Origin of the sequence: Azohydromonas aeria, from assembly GCF_009760915.1 — a bacterium.
Taxonomy (GTDB): Bacteria; Pseudomonadota; Gammaproteobacteria; order Burkholderiales; family Burkholderiaceae_C; genus Azohydromonas; species Azohydromonas aeria.
Genome location: NZ_VIDQ01000001.1, coordinates 42,938 through 64,720 on the forward strand (window position 1 = coordinate 42,938; position 21,783 = coordinate 64,720).

25 protein-coding genes are annotated in these 21,783 nt (G+C 71.6%); 1 reads left to right on the top strand and 24 read right to left on the bottom strand.

Going from position 1 to position 21,783, the window contains the following annotated elements; genetic code table 11:
* Positions 1-56: 56 nt before the first annotated feature.
* The 24 genes from FJ694_RS00225 to FJ694_RS00340 form a co-directional block, all read right to left on the bottom strand.
* Positions 57-437: a COG4315 family predicted lipoprotein gene (locus tag FJ694_RS00225; protein WP_375140183.1), complete on the bottom strand. Its 381-nt coding sequence runs from the start codon at positions 435-437 to the stop codon at positions 57-59.
* Positions 438-492: 55 nt separating this feature from the next.
* A complete protein-coding gene (locus FJ694_RS00230) occupies positions 493-1,653 on the bottom strand; it encodes a LytR C-terminal domain-containing protein (protein ID WP_198320664.1) in 1,161 nt (386 codons plus the stop codon).
* A 17-nt stretch (positions 1,654-1,670) separates the two neighbouring features.
* On the bottom strand, positions 1,671-2,615 hold the full coding sequence (locus FJ694_RS00235) for a type II secretion system F family protein (RefSeq protein WP_157263419.1): 945 nt from the start codon (positions 2,613-2,615) through the stop codon (positions 1,671-1,673).
* A gap of 10 nt (positions 2,616-2,625) precedes the next feature.
* The gene (locus FJ694_RS00240) at positions 2,626-3,600 is read right to left on the bottom strand and encodes a type II secretion system F family protein (RefSeq protein ID WP_157263420.1); all 975 of its coding nucleotides are present in this window, start codon (positions 3,598-3,600) and stop codon (positions 2,626-2,628) included.
* 6 nt (positions 3,601-3,606) lie between these two features.
* Positions 3,607-4,962, bottom strand: coding sequence for a TadA family conjugal transfer-associated ATPase (locus tag FJ694_RS00245; RefSeq protein WP_157263421.1), 1,356 nt, complete (start codon positions 4,960-4,962; stop codon positions 3,607-3,609).
* Positions 4,963-5,008: 46 nt separating this feature from the next.
* On the bottom strand, positions 5,009-6,163 hold the full coding sequence (locus FJ694_RS00250; protein WP_157263422.1) for a CpaE/TadZ family protein: 1,155 nt from the start codon (positions 6,161-6,163) through the stop codon (positions 5,009-5,011).
* 31 nt (positions 6,164-6,194) lie between these two features.
* Complete coding sequence (locus FJ694_RS00255) at positions 6,195-6,662, bottom strand: TadE/TadG family type IV pilus assembly protein (RefSeq protein ID WP_157263423.1); 468 nt, start codon at positions 6,660-6,662, stop codon at positions 6,195-6,197.
* A complete protein-coding gene (locus FJ694_RS00260) occupies positions 6,653-7,138 on the bottom strand; it encodes a TadE/TadG family type IV pilus assembly protein (RefSeq protein WP_157263424.1) in 486 nt (161 codons plus the stop codon). The genes FJ694_RS00255 and FJ694_RS00260 overlap by 10 nt, the downstream gene beginning before the upstream one ends.
* Before the next feature lie 11 nt (positions 7,139-7,149).
* Positions 7,150-7,707: a pilus assembly protein TadG-related protein gene (locus FJ694_RS00265; protein ID WP_157263425.1), complete on the bottom strand. Its 558-nt coding sequence runs from the start codon at positions 7,705-7,707 to the stop codon at positions 7,150-7,152.
* A gap of 15 nt (positions 7,708-7,722) precedes the next feature.
* The gene (locus FJ694_RS00270) at positions 7,723-7,983 is read right to left on the bottom strand and encodes a pilus assembly protein (RefSeq protein ID WP_157263426.1); all 261 of its coding nucleotides are present in this window, start codon (positions 7,981-7,983) and stop codon (positions 7,723-7,725) included.
* 14 nt (positions 7,984-7,997) lie between these two features.
* On the bottom strand, positions 7,998-9,644 hold the full coding sequence (locus tag FJ694_RS00275; protein WP_232539818.1) for a type II and III secretion system protein family protein: 1,647 nt from the start codon (positions 9,642-9,644) through the stop codon (positions 7,998-8,000).
* Positions 9,644-10,507, bottom strand: coding sequence for a Flp pilus assembly protein CpaB (cpaB, locus tag FJ694_RS00280; RefSeq protein ID WP_157263427.1), 864 nt, complete (start codon positions 10,505-10,507; stop codon positions 9,644-9,646). Before cpaB ends, FJ694_RS00275 begins: the two co-directional genes overlap by 1 nt.
* A gap of 41 nt (positions 10,508-10,548) precedes the next feature.
* Complete coding sequence (locus tag FJ694_RS00285) at positions 10,549-11,874, bottom strand: DUF8689 domain-containing protein (protein WP_157263428.1); 1,326 nt, start codon at positions 11,872-11,874, stop codon at positions 10,549-10,551.
* Positions 11,875-11,896: 22 nt separating this feature from the next.
* A complete protein-coding gene (locus FJ694_RS00290) occupies positions 11,897-12,454 on the bottom strand; it encodes an A24 family peptidase (protein ID WP_232539819.1) in 558 nt (185 codons plus the stop codon).
* 102 nt (positions 12,455-12,556) lie between these two features.
* Positions 12,557-12,733: a Flp family type IVb pilin gene (locus tag FJ694_RS00295; RefSeq protein ID WP_157263429.1), complete on the bottom strand. Its 177-nt coding sequence runs from the start codon at positions 12,731-12,733 to the stop codon at positions 12,557-12,559.
* Positions 12,734-12,851: 118 nt separating this feature from the next.
* Positions 12,852-13,028, bottom strand: a complete 177-nt coding sequence (locus tag FJ694_RS00300; RefSeq protein ID WP_157263430.1) for a Flp family type IVb pilin — start codon at positions 13,026-13,028, stop codon at positions 12,852-12,854.
* A 59-nt stretch (positions 13,029-13,087) separates the two neighbouring features.
* Positions 13,088-13,264 carry a Flp family type IVb pilin gene (locus tag FJ694_RS00305; RefSeq protein WP_157263431.1) on the bottom strand — a complete coding sequence of 59 codons (177 nt, stop codon included), beginning with the start codon at positions 13,262-13,264 and terminating at the stop codon, positions 13,088-13,090.
* 59 nt (positions 13,265-13,323) lie between these two features.
* Positions 13,324-13,500, bottom strand: a complete 177-nt coding sequence (locus FJ694_RS00310) for a Flp family type IVb pilin (protein WP_157263431.1) — start codon at positions 13,498-13,500, stop codon at positions 13,324-13,326.
* Positions 13,501-13,570: 70 nt separating this feature from the next.
* Entirely contained in the window at positions 13,571-13,747 is a 177-nt protein-coding gene (locus tag FJ694_RS00315; protein ID WP_198320665.1) for a Flp family type IVb pilin, read from the bottom strand.
* 219 nt (positions 13,748-13,966) lie between these two features.
* Positions 13,967-14,476, bottom strand: a complete 510-nt coding sequence (locus FJ694_RS00320; protein ID WP_157263433.1) for a response regulator — start codon at positions 14,474-14,476, stop codon at positions 13,967-13,969.
* A 100-nt stretch (positions 14,477-14,576) separates the two neighbouring features.
* The gene (locus FJ694_RS00325) at positions 14,577-15,308 is read right to left on the bottom strand and encodes a response regulator transcription factor (protein ID WP_157263434.1); all 732 of its coding nucleotides are present in this window, start codon (positions 15,306-15,308) and stop codon (positions 14,577-14,579) included.
* On the bottom strand, positions 15,305-16,963 hold the full coding sequence (locus FJ694_RS00330; RefSeq protein WP_157263435.1) for a sensor histidine kinase: 1,659 nt from the start codon (positions 16,961-16,963) through the stop codon (positions 15,305-15,307). The genes FJ694_RS00325 and FJ694_RS00330 overlap by 4 nt, the downstream gene beginning before the upstream one ends.
* A 323-nt stretch (positions 16,964-17,286) precedes the next feature.
* Entirely contained in the window at positions 17,287-19,017 is a 1,731-nt protein-coding gene (locus FJ694_RS00335) for a cation acetate symporter (protein WP_157263436.1), read from the bottom strand.
* The gene (locus FJ694_RS00340; protein WP_157263437.1) at positions 19,014-19,373 is read right to left on the bottom strand and encodes a DUF485 domain-containing protein; all 360 of its coding nucleotides are present in this window, start codon (positions 19,371-19,373) and stop codon (positions 19,014-19,016) included. Before FJ694_RS00340 ends, FJ694_RS00335 begins: the two co-directional genes overlap by 4 nt.
* 315 nt (positions 19,374-19,688) lie before the next feature.
* On the opposite strand from FJ694_RS00340, the gene FJ694_RS00345 reads away from it, so the two are divergent.
* Positions 19,689-21,551 carry a putative nucleotidyltransferase substrate binding domain-containing protein gene (locus FJ694_RS00345; RefSeq protein ID WP_157263438.1) on the top strand — a complete coding sequence of 621 codons (1,863 nt, stop codon included), beginning with the start codon at positions 19,689-19,691 and terminating at the stop codon, positions 21,549-21,551.
* Positions 21,552-21,783 lie beyond the last annotated feature (232 nt).

A 21,783-nucleotide genomic window follows, 5' to 3' on the forward strand; every position in this document is an offset into this window, starting at 1 on the left:
CGGCCCCGGGCGCTCCTCTCCTGCCGCCCGGGGCCGCGCGCCGGCCGAGGGGCCTCTCAGGGCCGGGCCGTGTGCCAGACCTGGTTGACGCCGTCGCCGGTGCGGTCGCCGGGCTTGGCGTCCTTGGCCCAGTAGTACAGCGGCTTGCCCTTGTAGGCCCACTGGCGCGAGCCGTCGTCGCGCGTGACCACGCTCCAGTCGCCCTGGGCGCGGGCATCGGCCGCGGCCACCAGCGGCGGCCAGTTGGTGGCGCAGGGGCCGTTGCACACGCTCTTGCCGCTGCCGGCGGCATCGCGGTCGAAGGTGTAGAGCGTCATGCCGCTGGGGCCGACCAGGGCGCCGTCGGCCGTGCGTGCCGGCGCGCCGGCGCCGCCCGTCATGGCGCAGCCCTGCAGCAACGCCGCCAGCACCAGCGCGGCCGTGAACTTCATTCGCATCGCGTCTTCTCCTGTCGTCGATCGTGACGGCAGGTGTACGCGCGACGCCCGCCTTTTATTCGGCGCTGCCGGCCACGGTGCCGGCCACGCGCAAGGAAACCCCGGGCCAGTCGCGGCCGATGAGCACGCGCACGCCGGTGCGCTGGGCGGCGTCGGGCTGCAGCGGCACCGACAGCGGCAGCGAGCGCGCCACGCGCCGCGCCGCGGCCTCCTGGCCGGGCTGGTACAGCACCACGGTGTGGCGCTGGCGGTAGGGCGTCTGGTTGGTGGTGCGATGCACCGCGAAGCCGCGGCGCTGGAGTTGAGTGCGCAACTCGGTGGCGGCGCCGCGCCGGCCCGCGCCGTTGCTCAGCTCCAGCGTGAAGGACTGCGCGGGCGTGTCCGCGGCTGCCCTGGCCGCCGGCGTGCTCGCCGCAGCCGGCGCCGGGGCGCCCTCGGGCGAGGCCGCCGGCAGGGCGGCGGTGGCCGCAGCCGCGCTGGGCAGCGGCGGCGCGGGCGCGAAGCCGGGTTCCGCCGCGGTGTCCGCGCCGGCATCGGCCGCCTGGACCCGGTCCAGGGCCGCCAGCGTCGGGCGGTCCGACGCCTGCAGCGCCGCCGTGCCGGGGTGCTGCTGCGGTGGCGCCGCGGCGGCCGGGACCGCCGCCGCTGGCATGGTCGTCGCCGCTGCCGCAGCGCTGGCTGCGGCAGGCGCCTCGGCCCGTGCCAGCGCCGTCTCAGGCGTGGCCGGTGCCTCGGTGCGTCCCCGGGCGAGTAGGAGGTTGGCTTGCGCCACCGGGTTGTGCGGATCGAGCGCCAGCGCTTCCTGCAGCGCCGCCTGCGCCTGCTGCGGCCGCTGCCGCAGCAGCAGCAGGTAGCCCAGGTTGCTGTGCAGGTCGGCGCGCTGCGGCGCGGCGGCCAGCGCCAGGCGCAGCTGCGCCTCGGCCTCGGGCAGCAGCCCCAGCTGCGCCAGCGCCACGGCCAGCGCGTTGCGCGCGTCCACGTGGCCGGGGTCCAGGCGCAGCGCCTGGCGGTAGGCGTCGGCGGCGCGCATCCAGTCGCGCGATCGCTCGACCTGGCGCCCCACCACGTAGTAGCCCTGGGCCGAGGCCGTGCCGTGCTTCACCGACTGCACCGGCTCGATGCGCCAGGGCAACGGGTTCTTCTGGGTGGCGCAGCCGCCCAGCGCCAGCAGCAGCGCCGCGCACCAGGGCAGCAGGGAAGAGGGTGGTTGCGTCATCGACATGGCTCGCACTTTCAGCCGCCGGCCGTCAGGGCCGGCATGAGCACGCGGTGGATGTTGATCATGGCCGGCCCCAGCAGCACCAGCAGCAGCGCCGGGAAGATGCACAGGATCAGCGGCAGCAGCAGCTTCAGCGCGATCTTGGCCGCCGCCTCCTCGGCGCGCTGGCGCCGGCGTGTGCGCAGCATGTCGGCATGCACGCGCAGCGCCTGCGCGATGCTGGTGCCGAAGCGCTCGGCCTGGATCAGCATGGACACGAAGCCGTCCACCTCCTCCACCCCGGTGCGCAGCGCCAGGTTGTGCAGCGCGTGCTCGCGCGGCGCGCCCGCGCGCAGTTCCAGCCCCACCAGGTGGAGCTCGTTGCACAGCACCCGGCTGCGGTGCTGCATGTCATCGGCCACGCGGGCCAGCGCCGACTCGATGCCCAGGCCCGCCTCCACGCACACCGTGATGAGGTCCAGCGCGTCGGGGAAGCTCTCGAAGATCTCGCGCTGGCGCAGGAAGACCATGCGCGACAGCACCACGTTGGGCAGGTAGTAGCCCAGCGCCGCGGCCAACAGCAGGGCCAGCATCAGCGCGTTGCCCTCCAGCGGCTTGGGCAGCAGCAGTTGCGCGCCGAACGCCAGCAGCGGCAGCCCGATGGCCAGCAGCGTCTTGGTGCCGAAGTAGGCGCCGGGCGCCTGCGGATGGCGGATGCCCGCGTTCAGCAGCCTGCGCCGCAGCGCCGAGGCCTGTGCGCCGGTTTCGGACTCCGAGAAGCGTGCCAGGGGCTGCGTGCCACGCGCCAGCAGCTCGATCCAGGGCCGGCGCTTGCGCGCCTGCGTGTCGCTGCCGCCGGCGACCAGGCGGCGCGTGCGCTCCTTGGTGGCGCCGCGGGCCGCGAACTGGCCCACCAGCAGCACCAGCGCGACCGAGGCCACGAAGATCAGCCCGACGAAGCTCAGCTCCGCTGTATTCATTGCAAGCCTTTCAGATCCGGATGCGGATGATCTTGCGCATCCACAACACGCCCAGCGCCATCACGCCCAACGCCGTGCCGACCAGCTTCGTGCCCGCCGGGTCGGTCCACAGCACCTTCATGAACTCCGGGTTGATCATGTGGATCAGGAAGGCCATCACGAAGGGCAGCGTGCCCAGCATCCACGCCGAGAGCTTGCCCTCGGCCGAGAGCGTGCGGACCTGGCCCATGAGCTTGAGCCGCGCGCGCACGATGCTGGCGATGTTGTCCAGCAGCTCGGCCAGGTTGCCCCCGGTCTCGCGCTGGATCAGCACGGCGATGACGAAGTAGCGCGCGTCCTCCAGCGGCACGCGCTGCGACAGCCGCATCAGCGCCTCGGACAGGCCCATGCCGAAGTTGGTTTCCTCCGCAAGCTGCCGGAACTCGCGCGCGATCGGGTCGGAGGCCTCCTCGCCCACCAGGCGGATGGCCGTGGGCAGCGCATGGCCCGCGCGCAGCGCCCGGCCCATGAGATCCAGCGCCAGGGGCAGCTGCTGCTCCAGGCGGCGCAACCGCTTGGCGCGCTGGCGCGCCAGCCAGAGCCACGGCAGCACCGCGCCGGCGCCGCCCGCCGCCAGCGCCTGCAGCCAGGGCCAGTCCAGCATCAGCACCGGCGCCAGCCCCAGCGCGGCCAGCCCCGCGCTCGCCAGCACCAGCTCGCCCGCGCTGCGCCCGGTGGCGGCGCTGGCCACGTAGTCCAGCACCCGCTGGCCCAGGGGCAGCGGCTGCAACAGCTGGCTCTCGATCCATTTCCAGCGCTGTTCGGCATTGCGCCGTGCGCCGGACTCGGGATCGACCGCCGGCGCGCCTTCGAGGTAGCGCAGCCGCGCCTCCAGGCGGCGGGCCTCGGCGCTGTGGCGCGAGTTCCACATCTGGTACAGCCCTTCCAGGGCCAGCACGACGGCCAGGAACAGCAGCACGCCAAAGAGCAGGTAGCTCGTGTCCATGGTGTGTCACTCCCAACGGATGCCCGGGGTGAACAGGTCGTCGGGCAGCACCAGCCCGCGCGCCTTGAGCCGGTCCATGAAGCGCGGGCGCACGCCGCAGGCCTGGAAGTGACCCTTGACGCTGCCGTCCTCGGCCACGCCCGTCTGCTTGAAGACGAAGATCTCCTGCATCGTCACCATCTCGCCTTCCATGCCGGTGACCTCGGCGATGCTGGTGACCTTGCGCCGCCCGTCGCTGAGGCGGTTGGCCTGCACCACCACGCCGATGGCCGAGGCGATCTGCGCGCGCGCCACGCGCGGCGGCGCATTCAGGCCCGCCATGGCCAGCATGTTCTCCAGGCGCGAGAGCGCGTCGCGCGGCGTGTTGGCGTGGATGGTCGTCATCGAGCCCTCATGGCCGGTGTTCATGGCCTGCAGCATGTCCAGCGCCTCGGCGCCGCGTGTCTCGCCCAGGATGATGCGGTCCGGGCGCATGCGCAGCGCGTTGCGCAGCAGGTCGCGCTGCGTGATCTCGCCGCGGCCCTCGATGTTGGGCGGGCGCGTCTCCAGCCGCACCACGTGGGGCTGGCGCAGCTGCAGCTCCGCGGCGTCCTCGATGGTGACGATGCGCTCGCCCGCATCGATGAAGCCCGACAGGATGTTGAGCAGCGTGGTCTTGCCGCTGCCCGTGCCGCCGGAGATCAGCAGGTTGACCTCGGCCGTGGCCAGCGCCTGCAGCAGCTGCGCCATGCCCGGCGTGAGCGTCTTGTACTCGACCAGGTTGTCGATGGTCAGCGGCACCACCGCGAAGCGCCGGATCGACATCTGCGCCCCGTCCAGCGCCAGCGGCGGGATGATCACGTTCACGCGCGAGCCGTCGGGCAGCCGCGCGTCGGCCATGGGGCTGAGCTCGTCGACGCGGCGTCCCACGCGCGAGACGATCTTGTCCACGATCTTCATCAGGTGGTCGTCGTCGGCGAAGACCACGTCGGTGAGGCTGAGCTTGCCGCGGCGCTCGACCCAGACCTGGCGCGGGCCGTTGACGAGGATGTCGGAGACGGTGGGGTCGGCCAGCAGCGGCTCCAGCGGTCCCAGCCCCAGCATCTCGTGCTGGATGTCGCGCACCAGGGTGCGCCGCTCCGCGGCGTTGAGCACCAGGTTTTCCTCGCCCAGCAGCCGCTCCACGAGCGCGCCGAGCTCCTGGCGCAGCCGCTCCGGCGCCATGCCTTCGAGCGCGTGCAGGTCCAGCCGCTCCAGCAGCCGCTGGTGCACCTGCGACTTCATGCGCTGGTAGGCGTGCAGGTCGCGCCCGCCGGGCTCGGACCCGCCCATCGCCGGGGCGTCGATGCCCGGCCCGGTCACGAGTTGCTGTCGCAGGTTCATGGTCTGGTCCTCTCCCTCTTCCTTGGTCTTGGTCCTGGCCGGGTCTTCAGGCCCGGGCGAACCACTGCGCGAACCAGCGCTGCTCCCTGGGCGGCGCGGCTTCCTGCGGCGCCAGGCGCTGCGCCAGCCCGTCGAGCGCGCGCGTCACGGGGCTGCCGGGCGCGATGGGGTGGCCCTGGTTCACGGCCGCGTTCACGCTGGCGTAGTGGTTGGGCACCGTGTGCACCGGGTCGCCGCCGAGCACCTGCGTCAGCGCCTGCAGCGGCAGCTCGCTGTTCTTCTGGTAGCGGTTGACGATCCAGCACAGCTTGTGCTGCGGCACGTCCACCGACTGCAGCGTGGCGCGCATGCGCCGCGCGTCGCGCAGCTGCGGCAGGTACAGCTGCAGCACCGGGAACACGTGCGTGGCCTGGTCCAGCGCGGGCAGGCTTAGCGCGTCGATGCGCCCGCCCAGGTCCAGCACCACGCAGTCGAACATCTGGCGTGCCTGGCGCACGATGGCCTGCACGTGCTCGGCCTTGACCTCCAGGGCCTGCGCCACGTCCTCGGGCGCGGGCAGCACGTGCAGCGTCTCCGACAGCGACACCATGGCCGCGCGCAGCAGCTCCGCGTCGAGCCGCTGCACGTTGCGCGCCACCTCGGCCACGTCGCTGGCCGCATGCTGGCTGCTCAGCAGCAGCAGCGCGTTGCCGCCGTGCAGGTCCAGGTCGATGAGCGCCACGCGCTGCGTGCCGCCGGCGGCCAGGCGCTGCGCCAGGTTGGCCGCCAGCACGCTGGCGCCGTTGCCGCCGCGGCAGCCGATGAAGGCCGCCACGCGGCTTTGCTGCACCGCCGGCGGCGCGTGGCGGCGTGCCGCGCGCTGCACGGCCGCGCGCAGCGCCGCGGCGTCGGCGCCGGCGGGCAGCACCTCGCGCACGCCGGACTGCATGGCCTGCATCAGGAACGCCGGCGACTGCTCGGCCGAGAGCACCAGCATCTCGATCTGCGGGTGCTCGGCCGTGAAGCGGCCGATGGCCGGCAGCGCCGGCGCGTTCACGCCGTCCACCACCACCAGCGCGGGCCGGCTGCCGTTGACGGCTTCGGCCAGCGCATGCGGCTCGGCCGCGGCACTGAGCACTTCCAGGCTGGAGTCGCCTTCGCCCAGCAGCCGGGCGACCTGTTCGGCGCGTTGTGCGAGAGGGGAGATGACCTTGATCTTCATGGCGTTTCCTGCATGGGGGAGGTCGGTCGGGTCACGAGGAGCATTCCGGCGAGTTGCCGCTGTCCATGACTTCGCGCGGCACCGTGGTCGTGAACGAGGGCATCGCAATGGCGCCCAGCGAGGTCGGCAGCGGCATCAGCAGCTGGTGCGTGTAGCCCTGCAGCTCGACGCTCACGAAGCGGCAGTTGTTGGCGTTGCACGCGCCCCCGCCGCCGCCGGGGTTGGAGTAGGTCAGCGAGATGTTGGTGGTCACGATCCCGGGCGGCAGCTGCGCCAGCATGCGCGTCTTGATGCGGTTCTCGTCCGGGCTGCACACCGCCGCCAGCCGCGCGCCCAGCCGCGTGGCCTCGGCCCCGGCATTCCAGACCCACAGCAGCCGCGACACCTCGATGGCGCCCAGCAGCGCCGTGCACAGCAGGAAGGCGCCCAGGCCGAACTCCACCGCCATCGCGCCGCGCTGGCGCGCCCTGCGGCAACCGCCACGACTCATCAGCAGCATGGGTGGGACCTCATCGTCATGTTGATCGTGCTGAAGGCCAGTTGGGCCGGCAGCACGGCGCTGAAGAGCGAGGTGTAGACGTAGCCGCTGATGCGCACCGACACCAGGTTCACCGTGCCGGAGCCGGTGGCCACGGCGTCGTGGTCGCCGCAGGTGCTCCTAGTGCAGATCTCGATCTTGTCGGCACTCAGGTTCGACACCAGCAGGGTGCCGGTGCCGTGGATGTTGCCGTAGCGCACCAGGTTGCGGGCGCGATCCTTGGCCGTGTCGTCGAGCGGATTGGACAGCGCCAGGAAGCGCGTGGCGTTGCGCGTGCTGCTGGTCAGCGTGCTGTAGGTGTAGAAGGCGCGGCCCAGGTCGGCCGTGGCTGCCAGCAGCAGCACCAGCGGCATGAGCACCAGCGCGAGCTCCACGGTGGCCACGCCGCGCTGGTCGCGGCGGCGCGCACGGGAGCGGGGGAAATGCAGTGCCTTCATGGAATGGTTCCTCACCTCACCAGGCTGGCCACGGTGGTGCAGTTGTCGGGCGGCCGGGCTGCGCAGTTGTTGCCGCTGATGTCGCGCGTGGCGCCGGCCAGCGCGTTGACCTGGGCGCTGCCCTGACCCAGCACCGGCATGAACCACAGCGTCACGGCGCTTGGTGCCACCTTGCAGCGCGCGAAGCGCGCATCCGCGGGCGCGGCATCCGCTGCCAGCCAGGGGTTGCCGGTGGCGCTCCTGGAGAACTCGACCGTCACGTCCGCATCCGTGAGCGCCTGCTGCTGGAAGTCGATGCGGTTGCGCGTGGCCACGCGCAGGCCGGCGTCGCGGGCGCGCTGGCGCAGCGCCAGCGTGGTGTTGCCCGACGACGGCAGCTCCTGCGCCACCGCCAGCGCGCAGGCATCGGCGGCGTTCTGCAGCTCGGCCCGGTTGACGTAGAGCCGTGCGCCGTCGAGCGCCAGCCCGGCAAAGCCCATGAGCACCACCAGCGCCAGCGCGAACATGACGGCCACCGCGCCCTGCTGCCGGGCGCGGCGCCGCGAGCGGAAGTTGCGGTGCGCCTGCATGTGCGGCTCCTGGTCTCAGCGCGGGTTGATGCGTTGCGGCAGCAGGGTGCGCGGCGGCCGCTCGACGTAGTCGAAGGTGTCGGCGTAGTCGCGCAGCGAGCCGGCCACGGCCTTGCCGTCCACGGTGGCCGGCGGCGGCGTGCGGCTCGATGCCGCCGGGTCGATGAGTTGCGCGGCGCGCGCCTGGCGGCTGCTGTGGCCCAGCCGGGCATCCCAGTCGGGCGTGGAGCTGCAGCCGGCCAGCACCAGCGCCAGCAGGGCCAGAGTCGTCTTCATGGTGCGCTTCTCCTTCACTTGACCTGGAAGCCGGGGGCGGCAGCGGCGCTGGGTGCAGCCTGGGTCGCCGCCGCCTCGCCGTCCTGGGCGGTGCGCTGGCCTTCGAGCCGGCCCAGCAGGTGCAGCTCGGCGCGGCTGGGCGGCACGAACTGGTCGGTCGGCAGCGCGTAGCCCGAGGGCAGCGGCTTGACCAGGCGCGGCGTGATCACGAACAGCAGCTCCGACTGGTCGGTCTGGAACTGCGTGCTGCGAAACAGCGCGCCCAGGATCGGGATCTCGCCCAGGCCGGGCAGGGCGCGGATGCTGTTGGTGCTGTTGTTCTTGATCAGCCCGCCGATGGCGAAGCTCTGGCCGTCGGCGAGCTGCACCGTGGTGCGGGCGCGGCGCGAGGTGAACGAGGGCAGCACGGCCAGGCCGCTGCTGCCCGGCACGGTCAGCCCCACGCCCTCGCGGTTGAGCTCCGACACCTCGGAGGACACCTCCAGGTTGATGCGCCCGCCGCTGAGCACCGTGGGCAGGAAGTTCACCGAGACGCCGAACTCCTTTTCCTCCAGCGTGATGGTGCGGCCGCTGCTGCCGTTGTCCACGGCCACGGGGATGAAGATCTTGCCGCCGGCCAGGAAGTGGCCCTTCTGGCCGCTGATGGCCATCACGGTGGGCTCGGCCAGGATCTTGATCAGGCCGTCGTCCTTTTGCGCGTCCAGCACCACGCTGGAGCCGTTGATGGGCTTGGCCGCCCCGGCCGCAGCGCCGCCGCCGCTGAGGAAGTTGGTGAGGAAGCTGTAGGTCCAGTCGCCCTTGGTGCGCGAGGCGGCGATGCTCGTGCCGAACTTGTCGAGCACCGACTTGGAGATCTCCGCCACCTTGACTTCGAGCATCACCTGCTGCGGCGCGTTGACGCTGAGCATGTTGACGATGCGCGGGTTGATGCCGGCCACGGCGGAAAGCCCGTTGAGCGAGCCGCCGATGCCCGGGCCGCGCACGTAGGCGTTGGTGATCTCGTTGACGTGCGACAGCGTGATGGAGTCGCTGACCGTGCCGGAGAGCACCACGGCGTCGTAGGCGGCGCTCACGCGGATGTTCTTCTCCTCGGGCAGCAGTTGCGTGAGCATCGCCTGCAGCCCGCTGGTGTCCATGCTCACCACCACGTCCACCGCCGTGCAGCGCCCGGACTGCTCCAGCAGCACCAGGTTGGTCGTGCCCAGCGACTTGCCCAGCACGTAGACCTCGGTGGGGCCCAGCAGCAGCACGTCGATGTCGGCCACGCCCGGGCGCTGCGCCGAGTCGTCGGCCGGCGCCGGCGTGCCGGCGGCCGCGCCCGAGGCCGGCGCCGCCGGGCGCGGCGCCACGGCGCGCGATCCCTCGGCATTGCCCAGCAGCACGCGCCGGATGGCGCCCGCGGGCCGGATCACCGTGGACTTGCCCGCGGTGACCTGCACCGGCGGTGCGATCTCGACGCGGCTGCACGACGGCCCGGCACCGGCGGCACCGGCGCTGGCGCCGGGGGCCGGTGCCGCGGCCATGCCCGGCACGGCCGGCGCCAGCGTGCCCAGCAGCATCAGCGCCGCCAGCGTCGCCGGCGCGGCGCGGCCCGGCCCCGGCAGGCGCCGCGCGAAGAGGGTCTGGAAGGTGATGCGCATACGACGGTGAGGCTGGTTCATCAGAAGCATTCGTTGGTGCGAGTCGTGCCGCGGATGACTTCGACGCAGTGCCGCGCGGGCGCCGCGGCGGCTGTGGCCACGGGCCTGTGGCGGACCGCGGGCTGCTGCGCGCGCGGCGCCGGCGCCGCGGGCGGCTCCACGGTGGAGACGACCTGCAGCAGCGAGTCCTTGGTGGCGCCGCCGGTGCCCCCGGGCTGCGGATCGACCTGGTTGCGCAGCACCAGCGACAGCGTGCCCACGCTGCGCGCGAGGTCGAGCATCTCGGCCTGCTCGGGCGTAACCTCCAGCGTCACGGCGTTGACGACCTTGGGCTTGGTCTCGTCGCGGTTGGCCTCCTGCGCCACGGCCAGCACCAGGATGCGCTCCAGCACGATCTTGCTGATGGCCTTGTCCTGCTCGCTGACCTGCGAGCCGGCCTTGTCCTTGTTCTGCGTGTTGACCATGATGTCGACGTAGTTGCCCGGCAGCGCGAAGCCGGCCACGCCGATGACGTCGTTGACGCGCACGGTCATGGCGCGCTTGCCCTCGACCACCACCGCCGAGAGCCCGCCCTTGGTGCCCACGGGCGCGAGCTTGGCTTCGAGCACCGGCTCGCCGCGCGTGAGCGCGGTGCGCGCCACGCGCCCCTGCACCTTGGCGAGGTCGTCGAAGGCGCCCGGCGGCTCGCTGCCCTTGGGCCACTCCACGAGCTTGACCGCGTCGGCACCGATGCGCGCGCCGATCTCCACGTCCTGCGCCGCCACGGCGATCCTGCCCACGTTGCCCGACTGGCTGCCCAGCCAGCGCGCCGCGGACAGCGCCGCCAGCAGCCCCGCGATGAGTGCCACCGCCAGCATCGTCAATCCTCGCTTGCCGCCGCCCATGTCAAGTCCTCCCGTGTGCGCTCAGGTTTGGCGGTGCCGGCTCAGGCCCACACCGCGCTGTTGGCGAAATAGTTGCCCCAGGCCCACTTCATCAGCCTGGGGCTGAGCTCGGGCTTGAGGCCGTTGTAGTTTGCAAAGTCAACGATCTGGCTGACCAGGTCGCGCGGGTAGCACGGCATCAGCGGCCGGCCCTCGGGCTGGTGCATCTCGTTGAGCAGCTGCTCGAAGGCCGCTTCGTCGTAGGGCACGCCGTACTGCTCGCAGCTCTGGCGCAGGATGTGGCGGTAGTCCTCGGGCGGCACCGGGCCGACGAAGATCTTGTAGCCGATGCGGCGCAGGAAGGCCTCGTCGCCAAGCTCCTCGGGACGCAGGTTGGTCGAGAAGAACAGCAGGCTGTCGAAGGGAATGCGGAACTTGATGCCGTTGCGCAGCGTGAGGTAGTCGTGGTGCTGCTCCATGGGCATGATCCAGCGGTTGAGCAGCTGGCGCGGCGTGACGATCTGGCGCCCGAGGTCGTCCACCAGCAGCAGCCCGTTGTTGGCCTTGAAGTGCGGCGGCGCGTGGTAGAAGCCCGAGCGCGGGTCGAACACCAGGTCGAGCATCTCCAGCGTGAGCTCGCCGCCGGTGATGACCACCGGGCGCTCGCACAGCACCCAGCGCGCGTCGTCGCGGTGCGTGTCGTAGAGCCCGGCGCAGTCCTGCGCGGCCGCGGGCAGCGCGCGGTGCACCAGCGGGTCGAACACGTTGATGATCTCGCCGTGCACCTCCACCGCGTACGGCACCGCCACGGCGCCCTGCAGCAGCGAGGCCATGCGCTCGCACAGGAAGGTCTTGCCCGCGCCGGGCGGGCCGTAGAGCAGCTTGGCGCGGCGCGAGTTCATGGCCGCGCCCAGCTGGTCGCGCAACTCGCGGCGCATCACCACCGGGGCCATGGCCTGCTCGAAGCGCTCGCGCGTGAGCCCCATGTCGCGCACGCTCTGCGCCTGCACGCGCTCCACGTAGGCATGCAGCGGCACCGGCGCGGCGCCGCAGTAGAGGTTGTGCACCAGGGCCTCGTCGGCGCGCCGGTGGCCGGCCTGCGTGAGCGCGTAGCTGACGTCGCCGGCCAGCGCGCCGCGGTGCTGCACTTCCACCAGCGCCTCGCGACGCAGCTGGCCCAGCAGCGACTCCAGCAGCAGCGCGCCGAGCTTGAGGTGGGCGCAGAGCTCGCGCAGCGAGCGCAGGCCGTGCTGCTGCATGGCCTTGAGCACCAGCTCGTTGAGCAGCATCGGCGGCAGCCCGGTGTCCTGGGCACGCTGCGGCGCCGGCGGCAGCGCGCCGCCCGGGCCCGCGGCCCGATCGTTCGTTGAGGAAGGCAAGGCGGACATGGCAAGCTCCAGTGGATGGCGTTCAGGCCGCCAGCAGCCGCGCCATCTCGACGCCGGTGCCGGTGGCGATGGCCACCGCGTAGGGCAGCCGCCCGGTGGTCTGTACCGGTGCCTGCACCAGCATCCCGGCGCTGGCGCCGCGCAGCAGCGCCGAGTGCACGACGCGCATCGTGTTGTGCACGGCCTGGCGCAGCGCGCCGCTGGCCAGCGCCACCACCACCGCCAGCACCCCGCCGGCCAGCAGCGTGCACAGCGTGGCGTGCCAGACGTTGTCCACGCCCAGCCACACGCCGGTCATGGCCACGAGCTTGACGTCGCCCGCGCCCATGACGCGCAGCAGGTACAGCGGCAGCAACAGCCCCAGGCCGGTGAGGCCGCCGAGCAGCCCCGCGAGCAGGCCCGGCTCGCTGCCGGGAAACAGGCCGGCGCCAGAGGCCGGGGCCAGCGCCTGGAAACACAGCCCCAGCGCCGAGCCGTACAGCACCAGGGTGTTGGGAATGCGCCGGGAGCGCAGGTCGGTGACGGTGGCGCCCAGCAGCAGCCCCGAGACGATCAGCAGCGACAGCAGTTGCAGGTTCATGGCGATCGGGTTCAGGACGGCGGATGGCGTGGTGCGGGCGGAAGGGGTTGCAGCCAGCGGCGGCGGGTCAGGTCCTGGCCGCGGGCGGTACGGGCCGTTTGATCAGGTGGTGACGAGCTTGTTGCCGATGGCGGTGAACATCTGGCCGAGCTTGGTGCCCAGGTCCGACATGGCCGTGACGGCGGCCAGCGCGATGAGCGAGGCCACCAGCGCGTACTCGATGGCGGCGACGCCGTCTTCCTCGCGGACGAAACGCTTGATCAGGTGAATCGTGTTCATGGTGTTTCCTTGTCGATGGCAATGCGTTGGTTCATTAACTTCACGGCAGAAACTGCGGGACCTGGAGCCTGGCCATTCGCCGTGACGGATGGCCAGGTGCGCGAACGCGAGGGCTGGCTCAGGTGGTGACGAGCTTGTTGCCGATGGCGGTGAACATCTGGCCGAGCTTGGTGCCCAGGCCCGACATCGCCGTGACGGCGGCCAGCGCGATGAGCGAGGCGATGAGCGCGTACTCGATGGCGGCGACGCCGTCTTCCTCGCGGGCGAAGTCCTGGATGCGGTTGATCAGGTTCATGGTCTGTCCTTGGCGGTTGCTGAAGGAATGCAGGGTTGCCTGCGGATTCGGCGCAGCGATCAGGTCGTCACCAGCTTGTTGCCGATGGCGGTGAAGAACTGGCCAAGCTTGGTGCCCAGGCCCGACATGGCCGTGACGGCGGCCAGCGCGATGAGCGAGGCCACCAGCGCGTACTCGATGGCGGCGACGCCGTCTTCCTCGCGGGCGAAGTCCTGGATGCGGTTGATCAGGTTCATGGTCTGTCCTTGACGGTTGCTGAAGGAACGCTGGGTCGTCTGCGGATTCGGCGCAGCGATCAGGTCGTCACCAGCTTGTTGCCGATGGCGGTGAAGAACTGGCCGAGCTTGGTGCCCAGGCCCGACATGGCCGTGACGGCGGCCAGCGCGATGAGCGAAGCCACCAGCGCGTACTCGATGGCGGCGACGCCGTCTTCCTCGCGGGCGAAGTCCTGGATGCGGTTGATCAGGTTCATGGTCTGTCCTTGGCGGTTGCTGGAGTGATGCAGCGTGACTGGCGGTGCGGGGCGCAGCGGGGCGAGACGCTCAGGTCGTCACCAGCTTGTTGCCGATGGCGGTGAAGAACTGGCCGAGCTTGGTGCCCAGGCCCGACATGGCCGTGACGGCGGCCAGCGCGATGAGCGAGGCCACCAGCGCGTACTCGATGGCGGCGACGCCGTCTTCCTCGCGGGCGAAGTCCTTGATGTGGCGGATGAGTTCCATGGTGTTTCCCTTCAGTTGCATGACGCGCCGTTGCCGGCTTCATCTCCAGCCCGGCCGGGCTGGACCCAGGTTGAGACTGCAACCGCACACACGGCGGTTTCAGGTACTGCTTGGTGGTGTCCGCGAGTTGACGGCTGCCGTCACGCTGGCCGGGCGCGCGTCCCGCTGTGGGGCCGCTGCGTCCGGGGCGGTGTGTATCGCGTTGCCATGGGAGCGAATCTAGGCCTGGGCCCGGCTGGCGCCATCGGAGGAGCGTCCCGGTGCAACCGGGTGTTCGCTCCTTTTCGGGCAGGACAATTCACCCCCCACGTTCGCAGGTGCGGCCGCGCGCAGGCACTCCAGCAGCTCGGCCGCGGGGACGGTCTTGCACAGGCAGGCGTGGGCGCCCAGGGCCAGCGCGCGTGCGCGCACGCCCGGCGTGGCCGCGCTGCTGAGCACCACCACGGCGCAGCCCGTGTCGCGGCGCATCGGCGCGATCAGCGCCAGGCCGTCCTCGCCAGCCAGGTCCACGTCGAGCAGCACCAGCGCCGGGCGCAGCCGCCGCGCCATCTCCAGCGCCTGGGCGGCGCTGGCGGCCGCGCCGGCGCTGCACAGCCGCGGGCGCTCGGTGTCGATGAGCAGCGTCAGCCCGGTGCGCACGCCGGGGTGGTCGTCCACCACCAGTACCGAGGCGCAAGGGGGCTGCGCGGACAGGCCGGCGGGGCTGGGCGCGGGTGGGAAGGTTTCCATGCCCCACAGGGTAGGGAGGGCATGGGCCGCCGTCACAGGGCAGCGGCGCCCGCTCTGGAGGGGGATTTTTGTACCGGTGCCCCGGGCACCGGGCGCGGCCTCAGGCCGGGTCGAGGTCCTTCAGGGGCAGCCCCGCGGGCGGCGTGGCCAGCCCGTTCTCCAGCGCGAAGGCGTACAGGTCGAGTCGCCCGTGCAGCGCGAGCTTGCTGTAGATCACGGTGAGGTGGTTGCGCAGCGTGTGCTCGCTCATGCCCAGCGTCTCGGCCACTACCAGCCCCTTGGCGCGGCGGTGCTGCACCACCGCGGCCACCACCTGGCGCTCCTTCGGGGTGAGCGAGGCGATGCGCTGCGCGGTCTCGTCGCCGCGCGCCGGCGCGGGCGCGGCCGCCGGCCCGCTGGAGACGCTGCCCAGCACCTGCGCCATGAGCGCGCGCTCGACCCACACCTCGCCGGCGTGCACGCACTCGATGGCGCGCAGCAGCAGGTCGGGCGAGTGCGACTTGAGCACCACGCCGCGCGCGCCCTGCATCACCGCCTCCAGGTGCTGCGCGGCGTTGAGGTTGCCGGTGAGCACCACCACGCGGATGCCCGCGGCCGTGACCTTGCGGATGCACTCCAGCGCGTCGCCGTCGGGCAGCCCCAGGTCCAGCAGCAGCACGTCGGTGTCGGCCAGCGCCGGGTGCGCCAGCAGCTCGCGCCGGCTGCTGGCCGTGCCCACGACGCTCATGCGCGGGCGCGCGCTGTCGATGAGCTGGCGCAATCCCCACAGCACCACGGCATGGTCGTCGGCCAGCAGCACGCGGATGGGCTGGATGTTGCTTTTGGTGTTCATGCGGTGGTTCCTGTCAGCGGCAGCTCGATGGCCACCTCGGTGCAGCCCGGCGGGTGACTCACCCGGACCTGGCCGCCGAATTCGCGCGCCCGCTCGGACAGCGAGCGCGGCGTGAAGGGGGCGGGCGCCGCGGCCCCGCCGCGGTCGTTGCGCAGCCGCATGCACAGCCGCTCGGGCTGCACGTCGAACTGCACGGTGACGCTGCTGGCCTGGGTATGGCGGCGCACGTTGGTCAGCGCCTCGTTGAACAGGTGCAGCAGCGCCTTGGCCAGGCTGCCGTGCAGCGGCGGCGCCTGCGCCGGCAGCTGCACCTCGACCTTGAGCCCGTAGAGCGATTCGAAGCGCTGCGCCTGGCGCTGCAGCGCCGCCAGCGCGCCCGCGGGCGCAGCCGGGTCCTGGCCGCGGCGCAGCCCGCTGACGACGTCGCGCAGCGCCTGCAGCTCGTCGTTGGTCATCTGCACCAGCTGCGCGATCTGCGGGCTCACGGGGTTGTCGGGCCCGGCCACGCGCGCCAGCGCCTCCAGCCCGTACTTCAGCCCCAGGTACGGCTGCACCGCGCTGTCGTGCAGGTCGCGCCCGATGCGCTCGCGCTCGCGCGCGGTGGTCTCGTCCTGCAGCTGCTCCAGCAGGTCGGCGCGCTCGAGCAGCGGCAGCAGCTCCTGCATGAGCGCATGCAGCCAGCGCAGCTCGGCCACGCCGAACGGCGGCTCGGCGCGCACCAGGCACAGCTGGCCCTGGGTGCGGCCGTAGCTGTGCAGCGGCGTCCACAGGCTTTGCAAGCCCGCGCCCAGCAGCGTGCGGCAGGCGCCCGGGTGCAGCGCCGCGCCGGGTGCGCCGCTGGCCGGGTCGAAGGCACGCACCGACACCAGCGGCTCGGCGCTGACCAGGCAGCCCAGGCCGGCGGGCAGCACCCGGCGCTGCGCCTGCCAATGCCCCAGCAATTCGCCTTCGAGCACGTGCACACCCACCATGCGCGTCCAGCAGAACACCCGGGGCTCGGGTCCCGGCAGGTCCAGCAGCGCCTGTTCCAGGCCGAAATAGCGGCCCAGCAGTTCCAGCAGCACCTCCACCTGGTGGCGCAGGCCGTGACGCGGGTCGGCCTGCGCGGTGAACTCGGCCGCGAGCCGCTGGCGCTCGCGCCGCGCCGTGCCGGGGCGCGCCAGCAGCGCCGCGGCCGGGCTGAGCGCCAGCAGCAGCGGTGTCACCAGCGCCATCGCCCCGCCGGCAGTCGGCAGCAGCGACAGCGCGGCGCAGCAGGCCAGCGCCAGCCAGGCCGCCGAGCGCAGGCCCCAGAGCAACGCCAGCGCCACCACGGGCAGCGCGGCCAGCGCGGCCAGCGACGGGGTCAGCATCGCGCTGGCCAGCAGCACCACCAGCGCGTCGAGCCACAGCCACAGCCGCCACTGCGTCTGCGGCCAGCCGCGCAGCGTCAGCGACACCAGCACCACCGCGGCGAAGGCGTAGGCCAGCAGCAGCACCGGGGCCGGGCCGTGCATGGCCGGCAGCAGCGCCAGCCCGGCGCTGAGCGCCAGCAGCGCGCGCGTGCCGGCGACGTGCCGCAGCAGCGCCTGCTGGGCCTGCTGAGGCAGGCGCGGCAGCGGCGATGGCGGCTCGATGGCTGCGGACGGGAAGGCCTTCCCCTCGACGCTCGGCATGAATTCCTCTACTTCCCGGACGGGCATTACGCTTTTTCGGACGCGTTGCCCATCACTGCAGTCCGGGGCGATCCCTTGGATTCATATTGAGACATAGGTCACGATTAATTGTCTATTGCTGCAATGCAAAACCTCGTGACGCCCTTTGTCACTTTCTTGCCGATGCCGGGAAAAGCGTGCAGCAACGGCCGGATCCCTGTGGCCACATCCGTGTTCACGGCCGGCACGCTGAGGTCGCGCCATGAAAAAAGGCCGGGGAAACCCCGGCCTTTGTGGCAGTGGGCAGGGCCGTTGCGGCCCGCCCGGTGGTGGATTGCAGCCGATCAGTGACCGGAGGCGCCGGCGGCACCCAGGCCCGTCTCCGAGCGCACCTGCTGCGCCGGGAAGTCGGCGCGCTCCTTGGCGGCTTGCGCGCTGCGGTCCAGGATCGAGACCAGCCAGATGCCCACGAAGGCGATGGTCATCGAGAACAGCGCCGGCGAGCTGTAGGGGAACCAGGCCGAGCCCTTGGGGTTGCCCAGCGTGACTTCCCACACCGAGGGCGACACCACCGTGAGGGCCACGGAGCTGATCAGGCCCAGGAAGCCGCCGACGACGGCGCCCTTGGTGGTGCAGTCCTTCCACAGCACGCTCATGAAGAGCACGGGGAAGTTGGCGGACGCCGCGATGGCGAAGGCCAGGCTGACCATGAAGGCGATGTTCTGCTTCTCGAAGGCGATGCCCAGCACCACGGCGATGACGCCCAGGGCCAGCGTCGTGATGCGCGAGACGCGCAGCTCGGCGGCGCTGTCGGCCTTGCCCTTCTTGAACACGGTGGCGTAGAGGTCGTGCGAGACGGCCGAGGCGCCCGAGAGCGTCAGGCCCGCGACCACGGCCAGGATGGTGGCGAAGGCCACGGCCGAGATGAAGCCGTAGAACACGTCGCCGCCGACCGTCTTGGCCACCAGCACCGCAGCCATGTTGGCCGTGCCCGCGCCGCCCTTGATCACGCCCTTGGCCGTGTCGGCCATGTCGGGGTTGGTCAGCACCAGGGTGATGGCGCCGAAGCCGATGATGAAGATCAGGATGTAGAAGTAGCCGATCCAGGTCGTGGCCCAGAACACGCTCTTGCGGGCTTCCTTCGCGTCGGGCACGGTGAAGAAGCGCATGAGGATGTGGGGCAGGCCGGCGGTGCCGAACATCAGCGCCATGCCGAAGCTGATGGCCGAGATCGGGTCCTTGATGAAGCCGCCCGGGCCCATGATGGACAGGCCGGTGGCAGCCGCCTCTTCAGGCGTCTTGCCCGCGACGACGGCGATGGCCGTCTTCACGCTCACGCCCTTGGCGAACAGCGCCTCGGGGCTGAAGTTGAACTGCGCCAGCACCATGAAGGCCATGAAGCTCACGCCGGACAGCAGCAGCACGGCCTTGATGATCTGCACCCAGGTCGTGGCCGTCATGCCGCCGAAGAGCACGTAGATCATCATCAGCGCGCCCACGATCACCACGGCCAGCCAGTACTCCAGGCCGAACAGCAGCTTGATGAGCTGGCCGGCGCCGACCATCTGCGCGATCAGGTAGAAGGCCACCACCACCAGCGTGCCGGAGGCGGCGAAGGCGCGGATGGGGGTCTGCTGGAAGCGGTAGCCGGCCACGTCGGCAAAGGTGAACTTGCCCAGGTTGCGCAGCCGCTCGGCCATCAGGAACGTGATGATGGGCCAGCCCACCAGGAAGCCGATCGAGAAGATCAGGCCGTCGAAGCCCGAGGCCATCACGGCCGCGGAGATGCCCAGGAACGAGGCGGCGGACATGTAGTCGCCCGCGATCGCCAGGCCGTTCTGGAAGCCGGTGATGCCGCCGCCGCCGGTGTAGAAGTCAGCGGCCGAGCGCGTCTTGGCCGCGGCCCACTTCGTGATCCAGAGCGTGCCGGCCACGAACAGCGCGAACATGGCGATGGCGGTCCAGTTGGTCGCCTGCTTGGCCGTGCTGCCCATGTCGGCGCCGGCGGCCAGCGCGGCGCCGGCGGTGCCCAGGGCCGCCAGCGCGGCCAGGCTCTTGAGATGCTTGCTGCTCATTTGGCGGCGTCCTTCAGGATTTCAGCCGTCAGCGCGTCGAACTCGCTGTTGGCGCGGCGCACGTAGAAGCCGGTGATGGCGATGGTGAAGACGATCACGCCCATGCCCAGCGGGATGCCCAGCGTCGTGACGCCCTGGCCCAGTGGCGTGGCCAGGAAGGGCTTGTTGAACGCGATCAGCGCGATGAACCCGTAGTACACGACCAGCATCAGGATCGTGAGCATCCAGCCGAAGCTGCTGCGCTTGTTCTTGAGCTCGTGATACTTGGGGTTGGCCTGGATGCGGGCCACCACGGGGTCGATCTTTGTCTCCGCCGGCCTGGATCGGGCCGGTGCACTTCCGACGGCAGTTGCCATGTCTTGCTCTCCTGTGCGGGATGTCGGTGTCTGGGAATGCCGCACCACGCAAGGCGCGGCATTCGGCGAGGACCAGTTTCAGCAGGGCGTCTGACCAAGCTCTTACAAAAACCCGGCCCTACGGGTTCATCCCGAGGCGTCAGGCGATCGTCAGTGGTATGTCAGCGGGCCGTCAGGAAAGGTGCCGGCCGGGTGCGGGACGTGCGTGGCCGCAGGCCGAGGTTGTTGACCATCAAACCATCCGCGGCCAGCGCGCATGGTGCTCGGGATTTCGGCCAGACTTGGCGGCAGTTGCCACTGCCGATGCGTATCACCATGCCCAGCGCCTGCCTGCCCGAGCCGAGCCTGAGCGAACTGCTGGGCCGCCATCGCGTGTTCTCGCTGCTGGACGCGGCCTCGCAGGCGCGGCTGGCGCGGCGCCTGGCATGCCGGCGCTTCGAGGCCGGGGAGCGCGTGGCGGCGGATGCGGCGCTGGGCCGCCGCCTGGGCTGGGTGCTGTGCGGGCGCGTGGCGCTGCTGCGCGAGGGCGGCGCGGCCGACGTGGCGACGCTGGAGGGCGGCGAGCTCTTCGGCGCCGGGGCGCTGCCGCGCGGCGAGCCCCAGGGCTGGACGGCCGTGGCCCGCGAGCGCACCGACATCGCCTTCCTGCCCGCGGCGGACGTGGCGCAGCTGTGCGCCGAGCACCCGGCCATGGCGCTGTTCCTGGCGCCGCCGCCGGCCGGCAACGGCGCCGGCGGCAGCGCCGCCGAGCGCGGCAGCGACCCGCACCTGGGCCTGATGGCGCAGCCGGTGCGCGGGCTGCTCAAGCGCGCGCCGGTGACGCTGGCGCCGCACGCTAGCATCCTGCAGGCGGCGCAGACCATGCGCGACGAGCGCGTGTCCTCGGTGCTGCTGCTGGAGCAGGAGCACCTGTTCGGCCTGGTGACGGACCGCGACCTGCGCAACCGCGTGCTCGCGGCCGGGCTGGACCCGCAGGAGCCGGTGCACCGCGTCGCCACCGTCGCGCCGCTGGCCGTGGACGTCGCGCAGCCGGCCTTCGAGGCGCTGCTGCTCATGGCGCGCCACAACATCCACCACGTGCCCGTGCTCGACGGCACGCGCGTGGTGGGCATGCTCACCGCCACCGACATCACCGAGCAGCACAGCACCTCGGCGGTGTACCTGGCCGGCGAGGTGCACAAGCAGACGACGCTGCAGGGCCTGGTGGAGGTGGCGGGCCGCGTCAAGGCGCTGCAGCGCAACCTCGCCGCCGCGCAGGCCAGCGCCTGCAGCACCGGGCACATCGTCACCGCCGTCACCGACGCCGTCACGACGCGGCTGCTGCAGATGGCCGAGGCGCAGCTGGGCCCCGCGCCGGTGGACTACGCCTGGGTGGCCGCGGGCTCGCAGGCACGCAGCGAGCAGACCGCGCGCAGCGACCAGGACAACTGCCTGGTGCTCGACGACCGCTACGACGAGGCCGCGCACGGCGCGTACTTCCGCGCGCTCGCGGCCTTCGTCAACGACGGGCTCAACGCCTGCGGCTACGTCCACTGTCCCGGCGAGATGATGGCGCGCACCGACGAGTGGCGCCAGCCGCAGTGGCGCTGGGCCGAGTACTTCCGGCGCTGGACCGAGGAGCCCGAGCCCCGGGCGCTGATGCTCACCTGCGTCTTCTTCGACCTGCGCGCCATCCACGGCCGCGCCGAGCTGCTCGACTCGTTGCGTGCGCAAGTGCTGCGCCAGACCCAGGGCAACCGCATCTTCCTGGCCTACATGGTGGGCAACGCGCTCAAGCACCGCCCGCCGCTGTCGCTGTTCGGCGGCATCGCCACGGTGCGCGCGGGCAAGCTGCGCGACGCCGTGGACCTCAAGCACAGCGGCATCGTGCCCATCGTGGACCTGGCGCGCATCTACGCGCTGGCCGGCGGCCATGAGGCGGTCAACACCTACGCCCGGCTGGAGGTGGCCGCCCAGAGCGGCGAGATCAGTGAGCAGAGCGCGCGCGACCTGCGCGACGCGCTGGAGTTCATGGCCGGGCTGCGCATCCGCCACCAGGCGCAGCAGACGCGCCAGGGCCAGGCCGCCGACAACATGCTGTCCTTGTCCGAGCTCAGCAACTTCGAGCGCAGCCAGCTCAAGGACGCCTTCGCCGTGGTGCAGACGCTGCAAAGCGTGCTGGCGCAACGGTATCGCTGAAACGGACCGGCGCGCAGGGGCGTTTCATTCCAGCTTCGATTCAGGCCTGAGAGAAAACTCACCAAGCCGTTGGTAGGAGGCCCGCTTGCGGGCCGAATCCGCGGCCGGGGCAGGGTTCGGCTGAGGTATCGAAGGCCGAATCCGAGAGGCTCGGATGCCCGCACCGAGGTGCGGGCCGTCCACCCTTCGATACCTCAGGGCGAACGGAATACTTCACTGGCTGAAGCGATCT